We start from the raw sequence: 17,338 nt of genomic DNA, 5'->3' as shown, positions 1-17,338 counted from the left end.
TCGAAACATCGCTTGACTTAGTTCACAAGCATGCGCTTCCCTGAAGTTATGGATTCCCTTCTCCAGCTCCGCCGCGAGGGAGGCAGCGTGACGTTTCATCAGCCTCCGCCCGGCACCGACGGCGACACCCGGCTCATCCGGACTTCGCTGCCGCTGCTGCGCGAGGATCCGCAGGACTGCCCCCGTGGCAACGCCCTGCGGGCCAGGCCGCTCGTGGCGCAGACACCGGAACGACCGCGCGGCAAGCCCCTCGAGGACTTCGCGCTCGGGCCGGTCATGCGCACCCTGGACCTCATCGAGTACGAAGGAATGGATCCGCAAGTCGCGTCGCGGCGGCTCCATGGCAGCACGAAATGCCATCCGGGTCACGCCAGTTGGGCCGAAATGGCGGTGCGCAACTACCTGGCCGCTCGCGAGGCGGCCGAAAGTGACCGCCGAGCCCTCGGGCGCCCCACGACGACCCCCGTGCGCGTGCAGTGGACCGCGATCGCCCAGTCGCCGGACGGTGCGCCGGACGAGCGAGGGGCAGTGCGGTACGAACGCACCGCCTGGGGGCGGCGGTACGCGTCCGCCGACGGCTCGGAGCGCGAGCTGTGGCTCCTGTCCGTGAACGCGGTCAAGGAGGACCGCCCGCTCGCGGAGGTCGCCGAAGCTGCCGCCGTCACCGCCACCGGGGTCCCCACGAGGGCCGCCTTCGGGGACATCCACCGCCCCGTGGGGGGCAACACCGTCCCTCCACGGCAGATCAGGGTGATCGGCGTCAGCTGCGGAGACGGCCGGCACACCGTACTCGCGGACTGGGACAGCGACCGGACGGCCCATGATTTCGCCCTGCACGCCAAGCCCGTACTGGCCCGCGTGGCCGAGGGGGACCGGCTCAACCCCGGTTCCGGGTGCGAGCGGTGCGAAGGACTGACGAGCTGTGAACAACCGTCCCGGGTGTACGGCCTGCTTGGCGTACCCGGTCCGCGCCGGCCCCGCAAGCGCCGGTCGGTGTCGGCCACCGATCTGCGAGTGCACTCCCGCTGTCCCGCGCAGTTCCACCTCACCCGAGTACTTCACCTCCGGTCGGGCGAGCCCGAGAGCGAACCCGTCCGAAGGGGACGGGCAGTCGACGACTGGCTCAACGAGCAGCACCGGCAGGGGAGCTGCCGTGGCGCCGTTGTTCCCGCCGCCCTCCCGGGGCTTTCCGAGGCCGAACAGCCCCCCGCCCTCGCCATGCTCGCCCACCACCTGCTCGACTGCCCCCTCGACGGACTCCGGCCCGAAGAGCAGGTACGGGTACAGCCGCGCCTGACCGCGTACGACCCCGAGCTCGATGTGCTCCTCATCGCCGACCCTGACCTCCTCTACACCCGTTCCGGCGGCTGGATCTGGCACGAGACGAAGACGGCCGCCCGGCGTCCCTGGGAGGGGCGGGAGCTGATGGAGACCTACCCGCAGCTGCCCTTCGCGGTCCTGCTGATGGCAGCGGGCGTGCCCGGCGGCGATCCGCGGCGATCGCTGATCGAACTGGAGATCCTGTACGAAGGGAGCTCGGGCTGCGAGGAGATCGACCCGGGCGACCCGGAGACCCAGGCCGAGGCCCGCCGCATCATCGCGGAGCTGGCGGGGCCCTGGGCCATCGACGAGACGTACGCCCCGAAGCCAGGGGGTCACTGCGCGGGCTGCGAGGTACTCAGTCACTGTGCCGTCGGCCGGTCCCACTTGGAGGCCCGGTGAGCACGGCGCCCGCCGACGAGGACGGCCTGCCCGCCCACGCCGCCGACTGGTCCGCCCACAATGGCATCCCGCTGATGCGGACGCTGGCCTCGGCACTCACCATGCTGGACGCCGAGACCGGACTGGACTCCTTCACATTGCCCTACCCGGCCGAGGTTCAGCGTGCCCTGGACCGGACGGTCCTCGCCTGCCTGGAACGGCGAGCCGAGCCCCCGGCAAGCCTCCCCGACCTGCTGTCGTGGTGCCGGGAACGCCCGGTGGCCGACTGGCCGGTCGATCTCCCGCCCGACGCAGTGGGCCCCGGTGACCTGCTGCTGGACCCGGACTCCTCGCGGCCCACCGAGCTGTGCCACGAATGGGCGGAACAGACCAGGGACAGTGCCCTCGTCCTGCGCGACCGGGAGATCATCCGGGCCGCGCTGCGACTGTGCCGCGAGTACGGGGAGGAGGACGCGTACACCGAGTTTCGGCGGCTGCTCGTCACGCGGCCGGTGCTCACCGCCGCCGAAGAGTTCGCGGTGTCGGTGGATCACGTCCTCGACCCGGTCAAGGAACTGCTGCGCCGCATCTACCAACCCGTACCCGACAGCTACCTGCGGGGCGACGCCTACACGGTCTGCGGCCGCTGCCTGATCCTGCTGACCCCACTGCTGCACGGCGGCGGCTGGTGGTGCGAGCGCGACCGCTGCCGCCGTCTCGGGCCGCCCCCGGTGGGACGCCGTATCCAGCAGGAGGAGGCCGGCGGACTGCTCCAGCTGGAGCGGCCGCTGCGCCAGTTCGTGACCGGCCCGGGGCGGGCCGAAGCTGAACTGGAGGCGCGGCTCCGGGCTCTCGGGCTGCGCGTGCGGATGTGGCCGGCGTACGACGCGTACGACGTGCACATCACCTTCCCCGACGGCTGGGTGTGGGCGGTCGATGTGAAGGACTGGGCCCATCCGGCCTTCCTCGGCCGGGCCGCGCGACCCGTGCCGCTTGAGCCCCGGTACGACGAGGCGTTCTGGGTGGTTCCCCAGGCACGGGCCGACGACCGGCCCGGCTATGTCGCCTCGTACGAACGCAACCGGCCGACAGCAGCCAGGGATCTGCCGCTGATCACCGACACCGAACTGATCGCCCGAGCCCGGACCCGTATGAAGCGGACCGGGACCGGCCGCGCGCAGGAGGACCACGATGCGTGACCGCGACGGCTGGCACAAGCCTGTCAGCCAAGAGCTCTCCCGACTGTGGAGCGAGGTGCCCGCCGAACTGTCCGGAGCGAAACCCGGTCTGCTGTGCCAAGTAGAACTGGCCCTACGACTGCTGGAACGCCTCTCCCCTCTGGAGCCCGCCCGGGGCGCGTACGTCCTGTTCGGCGGCTATCCCTTCGCACGGGCACGCGGCATTGCGGTGACCCCGGAGCACGAGGTGATGCTCACCGCCGGCCGCCATCTGCTGTGGACGCTGCGCCGGGGCCGCACCTGGCAGCAGGCCCTGGAGACGTACGCCGCCCTGCCCGAGCGGCTGCGCGCCTATGACGTCCCGGCCGACGACGGCCCCGCGCGGCGCAGCGAACCCACAATCGCCTCCGACCGGATCGCGGTCTATGACGCCGCGCTCGCCGCGCTTCCCCCACTGGCCCGCAAGGCCTTGCCGATCGCACCCGTCGGCCGGGCCACCTTCGTCGACCGGCGACGGCCCACCTCGGTCATGCTGCCGGAGCATCTGCAGCCCAATCCGGTGCCGGGACACGCTCCGGAGGCCGGGTGTCCGGGACGCGGCGAGCCGATCATCCTAACGCGGGCGGACCTCGTCGAAACCGCACGCTGGATGGATCGGATGGAGCGGCAGGAAAACGTCGAGAGCCCAGGGCACTGGGAGGACCGGCTGTCCGAACTCCACATCGCGCCGCGCGACGCCGACCGGCTCGGTTTCTCCGAGGACGGCGACCTGCGACTGGATGGCCTGCTGCACCTCGCGGGCATGGTCGGCGCGGGCAAGTCCACGTTGATGACACTGATCGCCGTCTGGGGCGCACGTCAGGAGCCGAAGTTGCGGACGACGATCGTCGTCGGGGATGTGGCAGAGCAGCTGCGGCTCAGCGCGCTGCTGCGCGACCTCGGTCTCACCGCGACCCCCGTACTGGGGCTGACCACGCGTGAGACGCATGTGCAGCGGCTCCATCGCAGGCTGGCCTCCCGGGGCCTGGACAACCTCCTCGACCATGACGTGCCCGGCTTCGACGACCTGAGCACGGTGTGCGTGGTGAACGCGCTGCGCGGCACCGAGGCCGCCGAGCCACTGCGGTTCGCGGACGCGCCCTGCACGTCGCTGTATCCAGAGAAGCGCCGAGCCGAGCAGGAGGAGCCAGAAACCGTTCCGCTGCTACCCGAGCCGTACCGGCCGGGTCGTCCGGCCCGGCGGGAGCGAGCCGCGCAGCCGCGCCCGCCGCAGGTCAAGGGCACTCCCCACGGATGCCCCCTGTGGTACGCCTGCCCGCGTCACCGCTCGGCGCGCGAACTCGTCGACGCGCAGATCTGGGTGGCCAACCCGGCAAGCCTGGTGCAGACCTCCGTGCCGCGGCACCTGGGCGACGAACGGCTGCGTCACCTTGAACTGGCGTGTCTGCGCAGCGACATCATCATCGTCGACGAGGCCGACTCGGTGCAGATGAAGCTGGACGAGATCTTCGCCCCGTCGGCGACGCTGGTCTCGCCCGGCCCCGAGTCCTGGCTGGACCAGCTGCAGACGCACCGGATCGAGGAACTGTCCAGGCAGGGTCGACTGCCCCTCACGGACCAGGAGATCGAGCGCTGGTCCGCCTCGCTCACGGTGGTGCACGCCGCCACCGACCGGCTCTACAAGCTGCTGATCTCCGACGAGGAGCTGCGCGAGTGGGCCGACATGGAGTACTTCAGCCCCTGGACCCTGCAGGAGAAGCTGCTGAGCGACTGGTTCGCGCCGGAGCGTACCCCAGGTGCGCCCGACGGAGTGGCGGACGAGGGGGAGCTATACGAGGCGTACGAGGACGACGCTCCGGAGCCGGAGCCATCGGGCCCCAGTTCCGACGCCCGGCGTACGGAACTGACGGGCCTCTTCGACAGGTTCCGCGACGACCCGCTGGGCGGCCTGGGGCCCTACAGGAACACGACGGACGATCTGGTGCGGCTGGCCCAGGATCTGCTGGCCACGCTGTCCTCGTCGGACACCCGCGTCCGCGTCCTCACCGTACTGCGCCCGCTGCTCGCCGACAGCCCGGCGGCCGCGAGGGCGAAGGACGAGATGTGGCTCGATCTCACAGCCCGGCGCCTGGAGTTCATGCTGCTGCTCAGCGCCCTGAACCACCGTCTGGACCGACTGGTCTTCCTGTGGCCGCAGGTGGAGGCCGCCCTGCACCTGGACTCGACGGGCAACGAGCTCTCCCGCCGCCCTCCCCTTGACTATGCTCCGCTGGTCCCGGAGGCCCCGATGGGCAACGTCCTCGGCTTCCAGTACCTGCCCGACGACCGGGAACGGGACATCGACGGACGGCACAGCGGCACCCTGCGTTTCTTCCGCTGCGCGGGCGTCGGCCGTGAACTGCTGCTCTCGCTGCACGAGGTGGGAGCTGACCCGGGTGCCTCGCGCCGAGGCCCACATGTGGTGCTCATGTCCGGAACGAGCTGGGCCGGGGCCTCCACCCGTGCCCATGTGCTCGCGCCGGTCGGCGCCGTGCTCAAGCCGTCTCCGCGCGCGCTGGAGGCCGTGAGCGAGTCGGTCTTCACCACACATTTCCTGTATGACGACGAGGGCCGCCCGATGAGTCTGTCGGGCACCGAGCCGAAGGTCCGGCCGGCCGCGGCGCGGGCGCTGGCGAGCAGGCTCGGTTCCCCGGGCCGCGGCGGTGCCCCGAGCCCCCTGGAGCAGGAGCTGGCGAAGATCGCCGACGACCGTCGTAGGCGGGCGATTCTGCTGGTCGGCAGTTATAAGGAGGCCAACAACGTCGCAGAGGTCCTGCACGGCATCGAACGCTGGCACAGTCGCGTCCGGGTGCTGGCCGCCGACGACGCTGATCTGGATCAGGCGGTACGCGGGTCGGGGCCGACGCCCTCCGGCTCCGACCGCCCCACCGCGCTGCGCCGTGGTGACCTGGCCTCCTTCGCCGAGGACCGCAGCGCGGAACTCCTCGTCGCCCCGCTCATGGCGGTCGAGCGCGGCCACAACATCCTCAACGCCCAGCGCAACGCGGCCTTCGGCGCGGCCCTCTTCCTGGCCCGGCCGCATCCACGTCCGGACGATCTGGCCCTCGCCGTGTTCGCGATCAACGACTGGGCCACCCGTTTCGCCCGCGATGAACCCGGCCTGCCACAGGGCACTTTCGGCAAGCTGGCGGTCGGCGCCAGCAGCCTCGACGAGGCGGGACTCGCGTTCCGTCATGTGGCGCGCGGCGAGTGGCGCAGGCTGCTGTCCCGCCGCTACATCTACTCGCGGCTGTCCGACCACGAGAAGCGGTCGTTCACCTGGGACCAGTTGGTGACGATCTGGCAGGTCATCGGCCGACTGGTACGCGGTGGTGTGCCGGCCCGAGTGGTCTTCGTCGACGCCCGTTTCGCTCCGCACACCGCCAGGCTGCTCTCCCCTGGAGCGGCGGCGTCCCCGCTCCCGCAGGAGGACGGGCTGCTGACCGGCCTGCGGGACGTCCTCGCCCCGTACTTCGAGGAAGGCACCGTGCCGCCCGACCGCACCGATCCCGGCGATCCCGAAGTCGCCCGTCTCCTGTACGCGCCCCTCTACAAGGCGCTGCGTGACATCACCCACCACACCTCCTGAACGAAAAGGGACACCCTCATGGCTCAGCGCTACGACTCCATCCGGACCGCATCCTCGCTGCCCGTCTCCCGCGATGCCTCGGTGATGGGGCGGTACCGGGCCCTGCCCTTTCCCGAGCAATGGCGCGCCCCGCTGCTCGCGCTGTGCAGCGCGGGCTGCGACAAACCGCTGGAGACGGTTCCCACCTTCCGCATGGATCAGGTGATCCAGGCACTCGCGCCCGACGTACTGGTGCGCCCGCGCCCGCGCCCGTCCCGGTACCGGGACGAGGGCCCGGACTTCTGGCTGTACGCCCCAGAGGACATCCCCGATCCGCTGCCCGCCGCGGCTTTCCGGGCTCTCGTGGGAGCCTGGCTGAAGGATCTGCGTCCGGAGCGCGAGTACCGGTCGCTGCTGAACGAGACCAGGGATGCCCTCTTCGAAGACCCTCCTGAGTGGCAGGGGGGCGTGGAGGTGGAGCTGCTGCGCTGCCCGACCACCCCCGGCGGCACGGCGGCCCCCGATCCCCGCCAGTTCCAGCTGACGACGGACTGGCTGGCCCGGCGACTCCTCGACGAACTGGAGCCCTACGACTTCGGCGCGGGGCGGCTGCGCTTCCGCGCCATGCCGCGCGGGCCCCGCGACCAGGGCGCCGAGCTGGTGTCGCAGGCGCTGAAGCACGAAGGGAGCCGGGGCACGGAGTGGTTCTCCGTCGTCCTGAACATCACCCTTCAGACGGTGCCGTTCGACCCGCTGCCCCGCTTTCACCTGCACACCCACATCCGGCGGTACGCCACCCGCGTCGGCGTCAAGTCCGGTCGGCTGTATCTGCCGTACGGCCGCAGGACCACGGTGCTGCTGCGCCCCCGGGTGCCCTGGCTGCCCGGAGCCCCGGCGAGCGACCGGTTCGCGCTCGCCCGCCTCGGGTGGAACAAGGGCGGCCACGACTGGGTGGGCGGCGGCCCCGCCGGGATGCTGCGGAGCATGTCGCTGACCGAATCGTTCCCCGACGCCGAGTCCGTTCTCACCGCCCCGACCGAGTGGCTGGAGGACGGGATGCGGGCCGCCGTCGTGCACAGCACCGCGATGGGGTCGCACGAGGTGGGTACCGGCCTGATGCCCGACCAGCGTTCGAGGATCGTCAAGTGGGCCGAGGAGGCACTGCCGGAGCAGCTGCGTCCGGCGCCCGCGCTGGTGCGCACTCGTCTGTCGGGGAGCACTCCCGCCAACCCGCGCCGTGAGCCGTCCGAGGCGGCGAAGAAGGCCGTGGAGGAACGGCAGCGGACGGAGGCCCGCCGACAGGGTGCCGCCTTCGCGCTGCGCTGCCTGGCCCCAGACGCGGACCCTGGTGAACTGCCGCTCCTGGAAACTAGGTTGTTCTGGCAGACGCCGGAGATGCGCGACACCGCGGTGGCGGCCCTGATGGCCCATCTGGACCTAAAGGGGGACGGAGGTGCGCCGGAGGACGCTGACGCCTTCGACGGCACGGTCGTGCTGGAGTGGCAGACTCCGGAGCTGACGGTACGGCTGCGCTGCCGCAAGCTCACCCGCTCGCTGGGCCACGACCTGACGCTGCCCGGGGGACCCCGGCACTCGCGCGAGGCGGTTACCACCGCGCTCGGTGTCCGGCGCCGGGAAATGACGGCTTTCGTCGCAGAGGACATGCCCTCCCTCGTTCCGTCCCTCGCCCTGGTGGAGATCGACCGGGCCAAGGACTTCACCTCCTCAGACCACGACGCCAAGTTCGCTCTTCGGCTCGGTTGCGCGGACGCCGGTGTCCTCACCCAGTTCATGGCCGTACCGAAAAGGGCCAAGGGCTACAACAGCGAGAAGAACAAGGACTTCCGCGCGGCCAAGGCCTGGGACGACGGTCTGCGCCAGCTCGGCGTACGGATCCACCCCGAGCACAGTCTCGGTGAGCGGCTTCCCTCGGGCATGCGGTACGCGGCCGTGTGGATGGTCCGCAAGAACCGTCGCAGCCGTACGCGCTGGGCCGGGCACGTGCCAGTCGCGGTGCTCGTAACGCCGGAGGTGTCCGGACAGGGCCTGGCGCGGGTGGAGGGCTGGGATGACGAGGTGCGGGCCTGGGTGCCATATCCGGTGATGCTGCTGCGGCTGACCAAGCGCGCGGAAGTACCGGCCACGGGCACGTTGCCCGCTCCGCGCGGCGGCGACGATCCCGTCTCGCGCCCGTCGTGGTGGGCGGACATGGCCGAGCAGCGCCGGGCCGCCGAGGAGTGGATCCAGCGAGTGCGCCGCTCGCTGCGCGGTACGCCGACGATGCTGCTGGCCCACGGGCAGAACATGCGCTCGCACTGGACGTGGCTGCAGGACGGCAAGGTGGTGGCCGACAAGTTCCGTGACGGTCACGCGCCCGCACGCCGTCTCGATCCGGACCTGCGCCTGGTGCGGGTACGCACGTCACGCGGGCGGGAAACGGCACAGTGGTGGGGAGTGAACCCGGATGGGGCGAACGGCCTCGCGGCCCATCTGTGGACGAACCCGAATACCGGCCCGGAGACGGCCCGTGTCTTCTGGTCCACCACACCGAAAGCGCGGACTTTCAAACTGTCGGTGGCCGCCGACAAGCTCGCCCCCCGGGTGAACACCAAGGGGAAGCTGACCGTCGACACCGACAAGGCCGCATGGAACCCAGGACTCGTCGAGTTCACGGTCCTCGGCTGCCACCCGGAGGACGGTGACTCCCCCGAGGCGGTGGCGCTCGCAGCGCATCAGCTCCGCCAGGCCCCCGATCTGCCGGACGCACTGAGCTTGCCGCTGCCGCTGCATCTCGCCGGCCTCGCGCAGGAGTACGTCCTACCGACGCGTGCGGAAGGGGACGAGCCCCCCTCGGCGGACTCTGCGGCCGATACCGACCCAGACGCAGGCGCGGCCCCGGGGCTGGCAAGGGAACCGGAACCGCAGGACGAACAGGAGCAGTTGTCGCTGTTCGACCAGGCGACGACTCGAGCCGCGCGACTGTAGGAGCAGTCGTCGGCGAACCGCGGCTGCTGCCCTCCGCCTCCATGTTCCTTGGATGGATGGGCCTACGTCCGGCGCCATGGAATGCGCGAGAGGGCGACGCGGATCAGCTGGGCCCAGAACGCCCGGGCTGATTCCGCGGCACCGTGGGCAGCCGTGCCGGTGCGGATGCCAAAGATCTCAGCCTAGGGCCGATGCCGGGCTTGAAGGGCGATGATGTGGCGCCTGTCCAGGAGCCGAACTCGGCCACCTACGGCTTCAAGTGGACGGTCGCCTCAATTGCCAATTGGTCGCGTCCCGCGAGGTGGTGTAAGCGATCATGCGCTTCGCCTTCCGGTACCTGGCTCGCGATGATCTCTCCGTTGGCGCGGCACGCGAAGTGGCCCGGTCAAGTGCCGGGAGTGCCTCAGCCGGTCGAAGTACCCGGCGTGACCTGCGAGTTCCGATCCGTTGATCGGCTACACCACCTCGCGGGACGCGACCTGCCAATTCCGCCCGTTCGCCTGGCGCCCTTTCTTGTTCCCATGTCCTGGGTCCCCCGCCCGGGGTTCAAACCTGCCCTGAGCCGAGGGCTACGTGGTCCCGACGGGGCCCGTGTTCAGCGTGAGGCGGTCACCGCGATCATGAGTAAGGCCAATCCGGTCTACGGGTTTGAACCTCGGATGCGCTGCTCCTTCCTGGAGTGCATCACATTCTCGGCTCGGCCTGACCGCTGGATTCGGCCCGCCTCGATGGCGAGTGCTTGGCTACTGTTCCCGCGGATCGCGGCCACCAGCATCCTGGATCTGGCGGCACCGATACGGAGCCGCTTGCGCAGCGTCTCGGCGGAGATCGGCCGCTGGTGCAGCTCCCAGTGATCGGCGTCCTCCTGTCTGGCACGCTCCAGGAGGTCGTCGTACGCAGACCCCATCCCCGCATCTGCATCCGGCGTCGGACCGGCGGCGTGCGGTCCAGCCGCGGCCCCTGTCGGATGTTCGTCGTTCCGGCCCTGGATGCCGCTGATGGCCTGCAGAAGACCGGGACCGACCTCCGCCCAGCCGATAAGAAGCAGAGGTCCCACCGCGTCAAATGCGGCCTTGCCGAACTGACCCGCAAGCAACGGGTCGGTGATGTTCAGGGCCAGAGTCATCACACTGGAGAAGACCAGCAGTCGCCGGCCGGGGCGCAACTGCTCCGAGGTCGCCCCGTGCAGCGCGAGATAGCGGACGCCCAGGAGCAGACCGAGTACCGACAGGTCCACCGCCGGGGCCACCAGGGGTGCCACCCAGGCCGGCACGCCGAGGCGCAGAGCCAGGGTCCACACGTTGCCGAAGCCGAAGAGGAAGGTCAGGCCGACGACGGTGGCCATGATCACCGTCACTGCGTGCAAGGTGCGGCCCTGCTCCAACAGCCCGTTCGGATGAGCTTCGAGGCGCGCTCTCGTCGGGGCCGCCGTCACGGCGCACCATCCGACGCAGCAGGCTCGCACCGCCGTCGGCCAGCGCGCGGGGCCGCCTGAATCTCCAGGTCGGCGCGCAGCACGACCGGTTGGGGTTTCGGTTCAAGTCCCCCCTCGGACACCAAAGTAGGGTCATTTGAACCCCGGTCCCGGTTGGGGCCGGGGTTCTGTGCATCGGTGCGCAGGCTGCCGTACGGACGTTGCGCCGGTCAGAGGCGGCTGTGCTCGGTGGTGGTGCTCCGGGTGTCCTGCGGGGCGTCCTTGCCCCCGTCGCCCAACAGGGGCTCGGGCACGGCCGGTTCCGGCAGGGTGCGGAACAGGAGCCAGCTCAGGGCGGGCATCAGGATCAGGGGCGCCAGGGCCGTGCGCAGTGAGGTGGCGTCGGCGATGCTGCCGATGAGGGGGCTGGTGAGGCCACCGACGCTGACCATGAGGCCGAGCGTGATCCCGCTGGCCGTGCCGACGCGCGTGGGCAGGTAGTCCTGGGCGAGTGTGACCTGGAGCGAGAAGGGGACGTACAGGCCGATCGAGGTCAGCATCACGAACAGGTAGATCGCCGGGCCGGGCACGAACACGACACCGGCGACGGCACCGACCGTGATCAGGTACGACATGCTCACCACCGTGACCCGGTCCCAGCGGTGGGCCAGATTGCTGCCGACGACCGTGCCGACGGCGCCGCCGAGGTACAGCACGAACAGCGCGGCCGTCCCCGCCGCCGTACCGCCGCCCGTCTGCTCCCGGGCGTGGAAGGCGATGAAGGTGCTCAGCCCCACGAAGGCGATCGACCGGCACACCACCGCCAGCGACAGCCGCACGAACGAGAACCAGTCGTCCCGCCCCCGTGCGGCCCCCCGGCCGTCCTCTGCGCGCGGCGCATTCTCCAGCGCCCGCAGCACCGGCAGCGTGAGCACGCTGCCGGCCAGCGCGGGCAGGATCAGCAGCGGGGAGAACCGCAGTCCGCCGGTGGCGATCACGACGGTGACCAGGAGCGGCGCCACCGCGAAGCCGACATTGCCGCCCAGCGAGAACCACCCCATGGAGCTGTGGCTGCCCTTGCCGGCGACCCGCGCGACCCGAGCCGACTCCGGGTGGTACGCGGCGACCCCGATGCCGGACAGCGCCACGAACAGCAGCGTGAGCGCGTACGAGCCGCTGATGCCGCTCAGGGCCACACCGAGCCCGCCGAGCACCGTGCTCACCGGGAGCAGCCAGGGAATGGGGTGCCGGTCGGTGAGCGCGCCGAATAAGGGCTGCGCCACCGAAGAGAGCAGGCTGGCGGCGAGGACGATGCCCGAGGCCGCAGCGTAGGTGTAGGCACGCTCGGCGACGAAGAACGGCACCAGGGCCGCCACGGCGCCCTGGTAGACGTCCACGCAGGCATGTCCGACCGACAGCAGGACGATCGACTTGTTCCTTGGCATGGCGCCATCGTCGTCCGTGGTCACCCTGTCGCACTTCCGATAATCTGCCGATCGATGATGGATATCCGCCATGAGTCGTTGGCGCCGACCAGTACCCGCTGGCTGGCCCCCGGCACCGCCATCGACGCCCACCGGCACGACGACCACCAGATCGTCTACGCGAGCCGGGGCGTGCTCGCCGTCACCACCGACGCGGGCGCCTGGATCGCGCCGGCCACCCGGGCCATCTGGGTGCCGGCCGGCACCGTGCACTCCCACCAGGCGCGCGGCGAGCTCGAACTGCACCTGGTCGGCCTGCCCGCGGACACCAATCCGCTCGGCCTGGACGAGCCCACCGTCCTGGCCGTCAGCCCGCTGCTGCGGGAGCTGATCCTCGCCTGTACCCGCGACCCGGCGGACGACAGTCCCGAACACCGGCCCCTGCGCGCCGTGCTCTGCGACCAGCTGCGGATCTCCCCCCAGCAGCTGCTGCACGTCCCCACGCCGACCGCGCCGCAACTCAGGGCGCTGTGCGACATCCTGCACGCCGACCCGGCCGACAACCGCACCCTGGCGGCCCTGGGCAGACAGGTCGGCGCCAGCGATCGCACGCTGTCCCGCCTGTTCAAGGCCGACCTCGGCATGACGTTCCCGCAGTGGCGCACCCAACTGCGGCTCTCCCACGCCCTGGTGCTGCTCGCCGAGGACACGCCGGTGACGGTGGTGGCGCACCGGTGCGGCTGGTCCTCGGCGAGCGCGTTCATCGACGTCTTCCGCCGCGCCTTCGGCCACACACCGGGCCGCGCGGCGGACGCGGCGCGGACGCCGGGGCAGAACGGGTAGTGGGCGTGCGGAACGTGCTCTGAGATATCGCTCGGGAGGGGTCCCCGGTCCGGCCTGTCATCGTGATGGCCGGTCCGGGCGGCCGTATGGCTCATCGGGAGTGTCCACGGGCTCGCCAAGGGCCGACCACACGACAGAGCTGACGAACTAGGCAACATGAAACGAGCTACGCCGGCGGCGAAACCGGTCTCGTCGGCCGCGGGTCTGCCCTGCCCGGCTACGCGAAGCGCAAGCTGTTCGTCCTGAACGCCGAGGACGGCCGCTGGCTGTAGCAGGCCGAGGGCCGAAGGCGCTGTCGACGGGCGGTCTGGGATCTCACCCGCTACCTGCCGCGAGCCAGAGAACGGCGCGACGCGAACCTGCCCGGGCCAAGTGGCAGTTCCTCGCCGTCGGGAAAGACAACCGTAGCGACGGCTGTGGGCGGGACATCGACGGTGATGTGCAGTTCGTCGTCCTCCGTGCGCCATTCGACCGCGATCATGCCGCGCGGGCTGTCGAAGGTGCCGCGTGCCCAGGTGACCGACGCGTGGGGTACGGGCGCGACGACGAACCGTTCCCAGGCCACCGAGCCCTCGGCCTGTCGTAGTCCGAGGGTGTGGGTGTGCAGGAAGTGGATGACGGCGCCCTTGCTGTAGTGGTTGAGCGACTCGTGCGCGTCGCCGTTCTCGTCGACGCCGTCCCAGTCCTCCCAGACCGTGGTGGCGCCGCGGTCGAGCATGCCGAGCCAGGACGGCGAGGTGCGCTGGAGGAGCACCTGGTAGGCGAGGTCGACATGGCCGGTGTCGGCGAGGACGGGCAGCAGGTCGGGGGTGGAGAGGAAGCCGGTGCCCAGGTGCGTCCCGGCCGCGCGGATCAGTTCGGCCAGGCGCGCGGCGACCGCGTCTCGCAGCTTCTCGGGGGCCAGTCCGAGGGCGAGGGCGCGGACGTAGCTCGCCTGGGTGTCGACGGTGGTGCGGCCGGTGTCGTCGAGGAACTCCGTGCGCCAGGCGTCCTTGATCCGCTGCGCCAGCCGGGTGTAGCGGGCGGCGTCGGCATCGTGGCCCAGGACACGGGCGATGGTGGCGAGGCCTGAGGTCGAGCGGTACAGGAATGCGGTGCCCACCTCGCCCTTGTCGGTGCTCATCCAGCCGTCCGGGCCGTCCTCCACCGGTTCGATCGGTGAGCCGTCCGCGGCGCGGGGCTTGGGCTCACACCACTCACCCCAATGGAACGAGCCGTCCCAGATGAACTCCTCGTGCGGCAGCGGCTCGGCGGAGCGGGCCACCCGGGAGGGGTGACGGGCGGTGCGGGCCGTGAGCAGCGCCCACTCGACCCAGCGGACCATCGCGTCCCAGTTCTCGGCGAGCAGCCGGCGGTCGCCGTACGTCTCGTACAGCAGCCAGGGCACCAGCACGATGGCGTCGCCCCAGCCGGCCGAGCCCGTCATCATGTCCAGTCGCCGGTCGGTGCCGAGCTTGATGCGCCGTCCGTCGGGCGAGAAGTTGGCGATCCGGCCGTCGTCGAGCTGGTCGTCGCGGACCGAGCGCAGCCATTTGCGGCTGAAGCCGTACACGTCGTACAGACGCACGGCGCTGGGCGCGAAGACCTGGTAGTCGCCGGTCCAGCCGATGCGTTCACGGGTGGGGCAGTCGGTGGGCACGTCGACGGCGTTGCCGCGGAAGCTCCAACGGGCGACCTCATACAGGTGGTTGAGGTCCGGGTGGGAGCAGGCGAAGGTGCCGGTGGAGCGCAGGTCGGTGTGGACCACGCACATGGTGAGGCTCGACGCGTCGAGCGGGACGTCGCCGCGCTCCAGGCGGGCGTACCGGAATCCGTGCACGGTGTGGCGGGGCTCGAAGACCTCGCCGGCGGCTCCGGAGGAGACGGCCTCGTCGTGCTGCACGAAGACGGTCACCGGGTCGCCCGGGCGTTGGATGTCGAGGTGGGTGGTGGTCAGGTCTCCGGTGGCGGGGTCGAGGTGCTCGCCGTAGTCGATCGCCGTGCGGGTTCCCGCCGGGCCGAGGTCGGTCAGGGCGGTCCAGCCGGAGGCGTTCTGGCCGAAGTCGGCGATCCATGCGCCGCCGGCCAGCCGGGTGAGCGACGTGACGGGGCGGTCCTCGACGCGGCGCACGGGCGGGGCCGGAGACCAGTCGATCGGGGGCGCGGTGACCGCGTCGACGAGGACGGGCCGTTCGGGCCCGGTCGGAGCGAGGAAGTCGGTGATCTGGCCGTCCATCAGGTCGGCCCGGGTGACGGGGCTCGGGGCGGAGGTCCAGTGCTCGTCGGTGCGTACGACCTGACGCGTCCCGTCGGCGTGTTCGAGGTGCAACTCCAGCCGGACGGCGAGGAGTTCACCCCAGCCGGCCGGTTTGCGGAAGGCACCGACCTGGCCGCGGTACCAGCCGTCGGACAGCACGATCTCGACGGTGTTGGTGCCGGGGCGCACGGAGGCGGTGACGTCGGCGGCCTGGGCGTAGAGGGTGTGGTCGTACGACGTGGAGCCGGGCGCGAGTTCGACGGTGCCCGCGCGCTCGCCGTTGACGAACGCCTCGTACACACCGAGGGCCGTCGAGTACAGGCGGGCGCGGACCGTGCCGGTGGTCGTGAAGGTGGCGCGCAGGGCGTATGCGGGGCGGGTGCCGGGGGCAAGGCGCGCGTTCTGCGGATCGTCGGCGGGGGTGATCCAGTGTGCCGTCCAGTCCTCGTCGAGCAGCCCGGCCTCGAAGTCGTGCCAGGTGCTCCATGGGGAGGCCTGTGCTTCGGTACGGGACCGGACGCGCCAGCGGACGTGTTCGCCGCTGCTCAGCGGCGGGGCCGGCCAGTCGATGTGGAGGTGGCCGTCGACGGGCACCGTCAGTGCGGGGCGGTCCTCGACGTGTATCTCCAGCTCGTGGGCGGCGTGGGGCGGTAGGCCCTCGGCGGGCTTCCACGACAGGCGCGGGCGGCTCCCGGAGACCGGGAACAGGTCGCCGCCGAAGTCGATCGTGAGGTCGTACGGAGCGGGAGTGGGCATCGGTGCCATCGCCTCCATTTCCGGGTGGGTGGCCGAGCGGTTCAGGACGTGGCATCGCCCGGGGTCGGCCCCGGGTCGTCGGGGTCGGTCACGGAGGGGAGGGCTCGGGTCGAGTCGCGGACGACCAGCCTGGTGGCCAGCTCGACATGGTGGGAGTCGATCTCCTCTGCGGCGGCCAGGCGAAGGGCGGTGCGCAGGGCCACGGTCCCCATCTCGGGCACGGGACCGTGGATCGTGGTCAGCGGGGGCGAGATCACCTGAGCCAGCGGGGTGTTGTCGAAGCCGACGACGCTGAGGTCGTCCGGTACGCGCAGACCGCGCCGCCGGGCTGCTTCGATGACCCCGGCGGCCAGTTCGTCGGAGGCGGCGAACACCGCGGTGGGCGCGGGATCCACGGCCAGCAGCCGCCCGCCGTGCTCGATGCCCTCGGCGGCGTGGAACGTGCCGGCATGGCGGATCAGTTCGCCCAGCACCGGCACGCCGACCGCTTCCATCGAGCTGCGGAACCCGTGCAGCCGGGCCTGGTTGGACCACGCGTGCTCCGTGCCGCCGAGGTAGGCGATACGGCGGTGGCCGAGGGCCAGCAGATGCGTGGCGGCGGCGTGGCCGCCGGCGAAGTTGGTGGCGCCGACGCTGACGATCGAGCCGTCGGGCAATGACTCCGGGTCGAGCAGCACCACCGGCAGCCGGACCCGGTTCAGGGCTTCGAGGATCGGGGGCGACAGAGTGTTCGCCGTGACCGCAATGACCGCGCGCCGGCCGGCGGCGGCCAGGCCGCGGGCCCAGGCGGCGGGGTCGGCCGCGGGGTCGTGGTCACCGCGTCTGCTGACCACCACGCCGATGCCCTCACGGGCCCCCGCGTCCACCACGCTCTGGATGATCTCCGTGTGGTAGATGCTCAGCCGCGCGAACCCGAAGAACAGTTCCACGGTGGGGTACGCGCGCAGATCGTCCCGGTTCCCGCCGTAGTTGTACTGGCGCATCAGATCCAGCACCAGGTCGCGCGTCTGCTGCGCCACGTCGGGGCGCCCGTTGATGACCTTGGAGACGGTGGCCACCGAGACGCCGGCGGACTCGGCGATCTGCGCCAGTGTCACGCGGCTCGATGTGGATGCCATGGCTGCCCCTTTGTGACCGTGCCGGACGTAGCGTTCCGTACAGGCAGCACAGTATCACCGAAATATTTTTCGATGC

9 protein-coding genes are annotated in these 17,338 nt (G+C 71.0%); 5 read left to right on the top strand and 4 right to left on the bottom strand.

Features of this window, described 5'->3' with window-relative positions:
- The first annotated feature begins 87 nt into the window (after positions 1–87).
- From OG828_RS09830 to OG828_RS09815, 4 genes are read left to right on the top strand one after another with little or no spacing between them, the layout of a single operon-like run.
- Positions 88–1,722 carry a PD-(D/E)XK nuclease family protein gene (locus OG828_RS09830; protein WP_328500849.1) on the top strand — a complete coding sequence of 545 codons (1,635 nt, stop codon included), beginning with the start codon at positions 88–90 and terminating at the stop codon, positions 1,720–1,722.
- Positions 1,719–2,900, top strand: a complete 1,182-nt coding sequence (locus OG828_RS09825) for a restriction endonuclease-related protein (protein ID WP_328500848.1) — start codon at positions 1,719–1,721, stop codon at positions 2,898–2,900. The genes OG828_RS09830 and OG828_RS09825 overlap by 4 nt, the downstream gene beginning before the upstream one ends.
- The gene (locus tag OG828_RS09820; RefSeq protein WP_328500847.1) at positions 2,893–6,507 is read left to right on the top strand and encodes a hypothetical protein; all 3,615 of its coding nucleotides are present in this window, start codon (positions 2,893–2,895) and stop codon (positions 6,505–6,507) included. The genes OG828_RS09825 and OG828_RS09820 overlap by 8 nt, the downstream gene beginning before the upstream one ends.
- Positions 6,508–6,525: 18 nt before the next feature.
- A complete protein-coding gene (locus OG828_RS09815; protein ID WP_328500846.1) occupies positions 6,526–9,471 on the top strand; it encodes a pPIWI_RE module domain-containing protein in 2,946 nt (981 codons plus the stop codon).
- A gap of 640 nt (positions 9,472–10,111) precedes the next feature.
- Here the strand turns inward: OG828_RS09815 and OG828_RS09810 are convergent.
- Together OG828_RS09810 and OG828_RS09805 are read right to left on the bottom strand one after the other, a co-directional pair.
- A complete protein-coding gene (locus tag OG828_RS09810) occupies positions 10,112–10,828 on the bottom strand; it encodes a SpdA protein (protein ID WP_328500845.1) in 717 nt (238 codons plus the stop codon).
- Between the two features lie 287 nt (positions 10,829–11,115).
- The gene (locus OG828_RS09805; protein WP_328500844.1) at positions 11,116–12,330 is read right to left on the bottom strand and encodes an MFS transporter; all 1,215 of its coding nucleotides are present in this window, start codon (positions 12,328–12,330) and stop codon (positions 11,116–11,118) included.
- Positions 12,331–12,384: 54 nt separating this feature from the next.
- Here OG828_RS09805 and OG828_RS09800 point away from each other — a divergent pair, with 54 nt between their 5' ends.
- Positions 12,385–13,152: an AraC family transcriptional regulator gene (locus tag OG828_RS09800; protein ID WP_328500843.1), complete on the top strand. Its 768-nt coding sequence runs from the start codon at positions 12,385–12,387 to the stop codon at positions 13,150–13,152.
- Positions 13,153–13,474: 322 nt separating this feature from the next.
- Here the strand turns inward: OG828_RS09800 and OG828_RS09795 are convergent, their stop codons facing one another.
- Together OG828_RS09795 and OG828_RS09790 are read right to left on the bottom strand one after the other, a co-directional pair.
- A complete protein-coding gene (locus OG828_RS09795) occupies positions 13,475–16,144 on the bottom strand; it encodes a family 78 glycoside hydrolase catalytic domain (RefSeq protein WP_328500842.1) in 2,670 nt (889 codons plus the stop codon).
- A gap of 41 nt (positions 16,145–16,185) precedes the next feature.
- Positions 16,186–17,262, bottom strand: a complete 1,077-nt coding sequence (locus OG828_RS09790) for a LacI family DNA-binding transcriptional regulator (RefSeq protein ID WP_328500841.1) — start codon at positions 17,260–17,262, stop codon at positions 16,186–16,188.
- Between the last annotated feature and the right edge of the window lie 76 nt (positions 17,263–17,338).

Source organism: Streptomyces sp. NBC_00457, from assembly GCF_036014015.1.
GTDB lineage: Bacteria > Actinomycetota > Actinomycetes > Streptomycetales > Streptomycetaceae > Streptomyces.
Note: the sequence above shows the minus strand (reverse complement) of the source record. Positions and strands in the feature narration are given on the sequence as shown.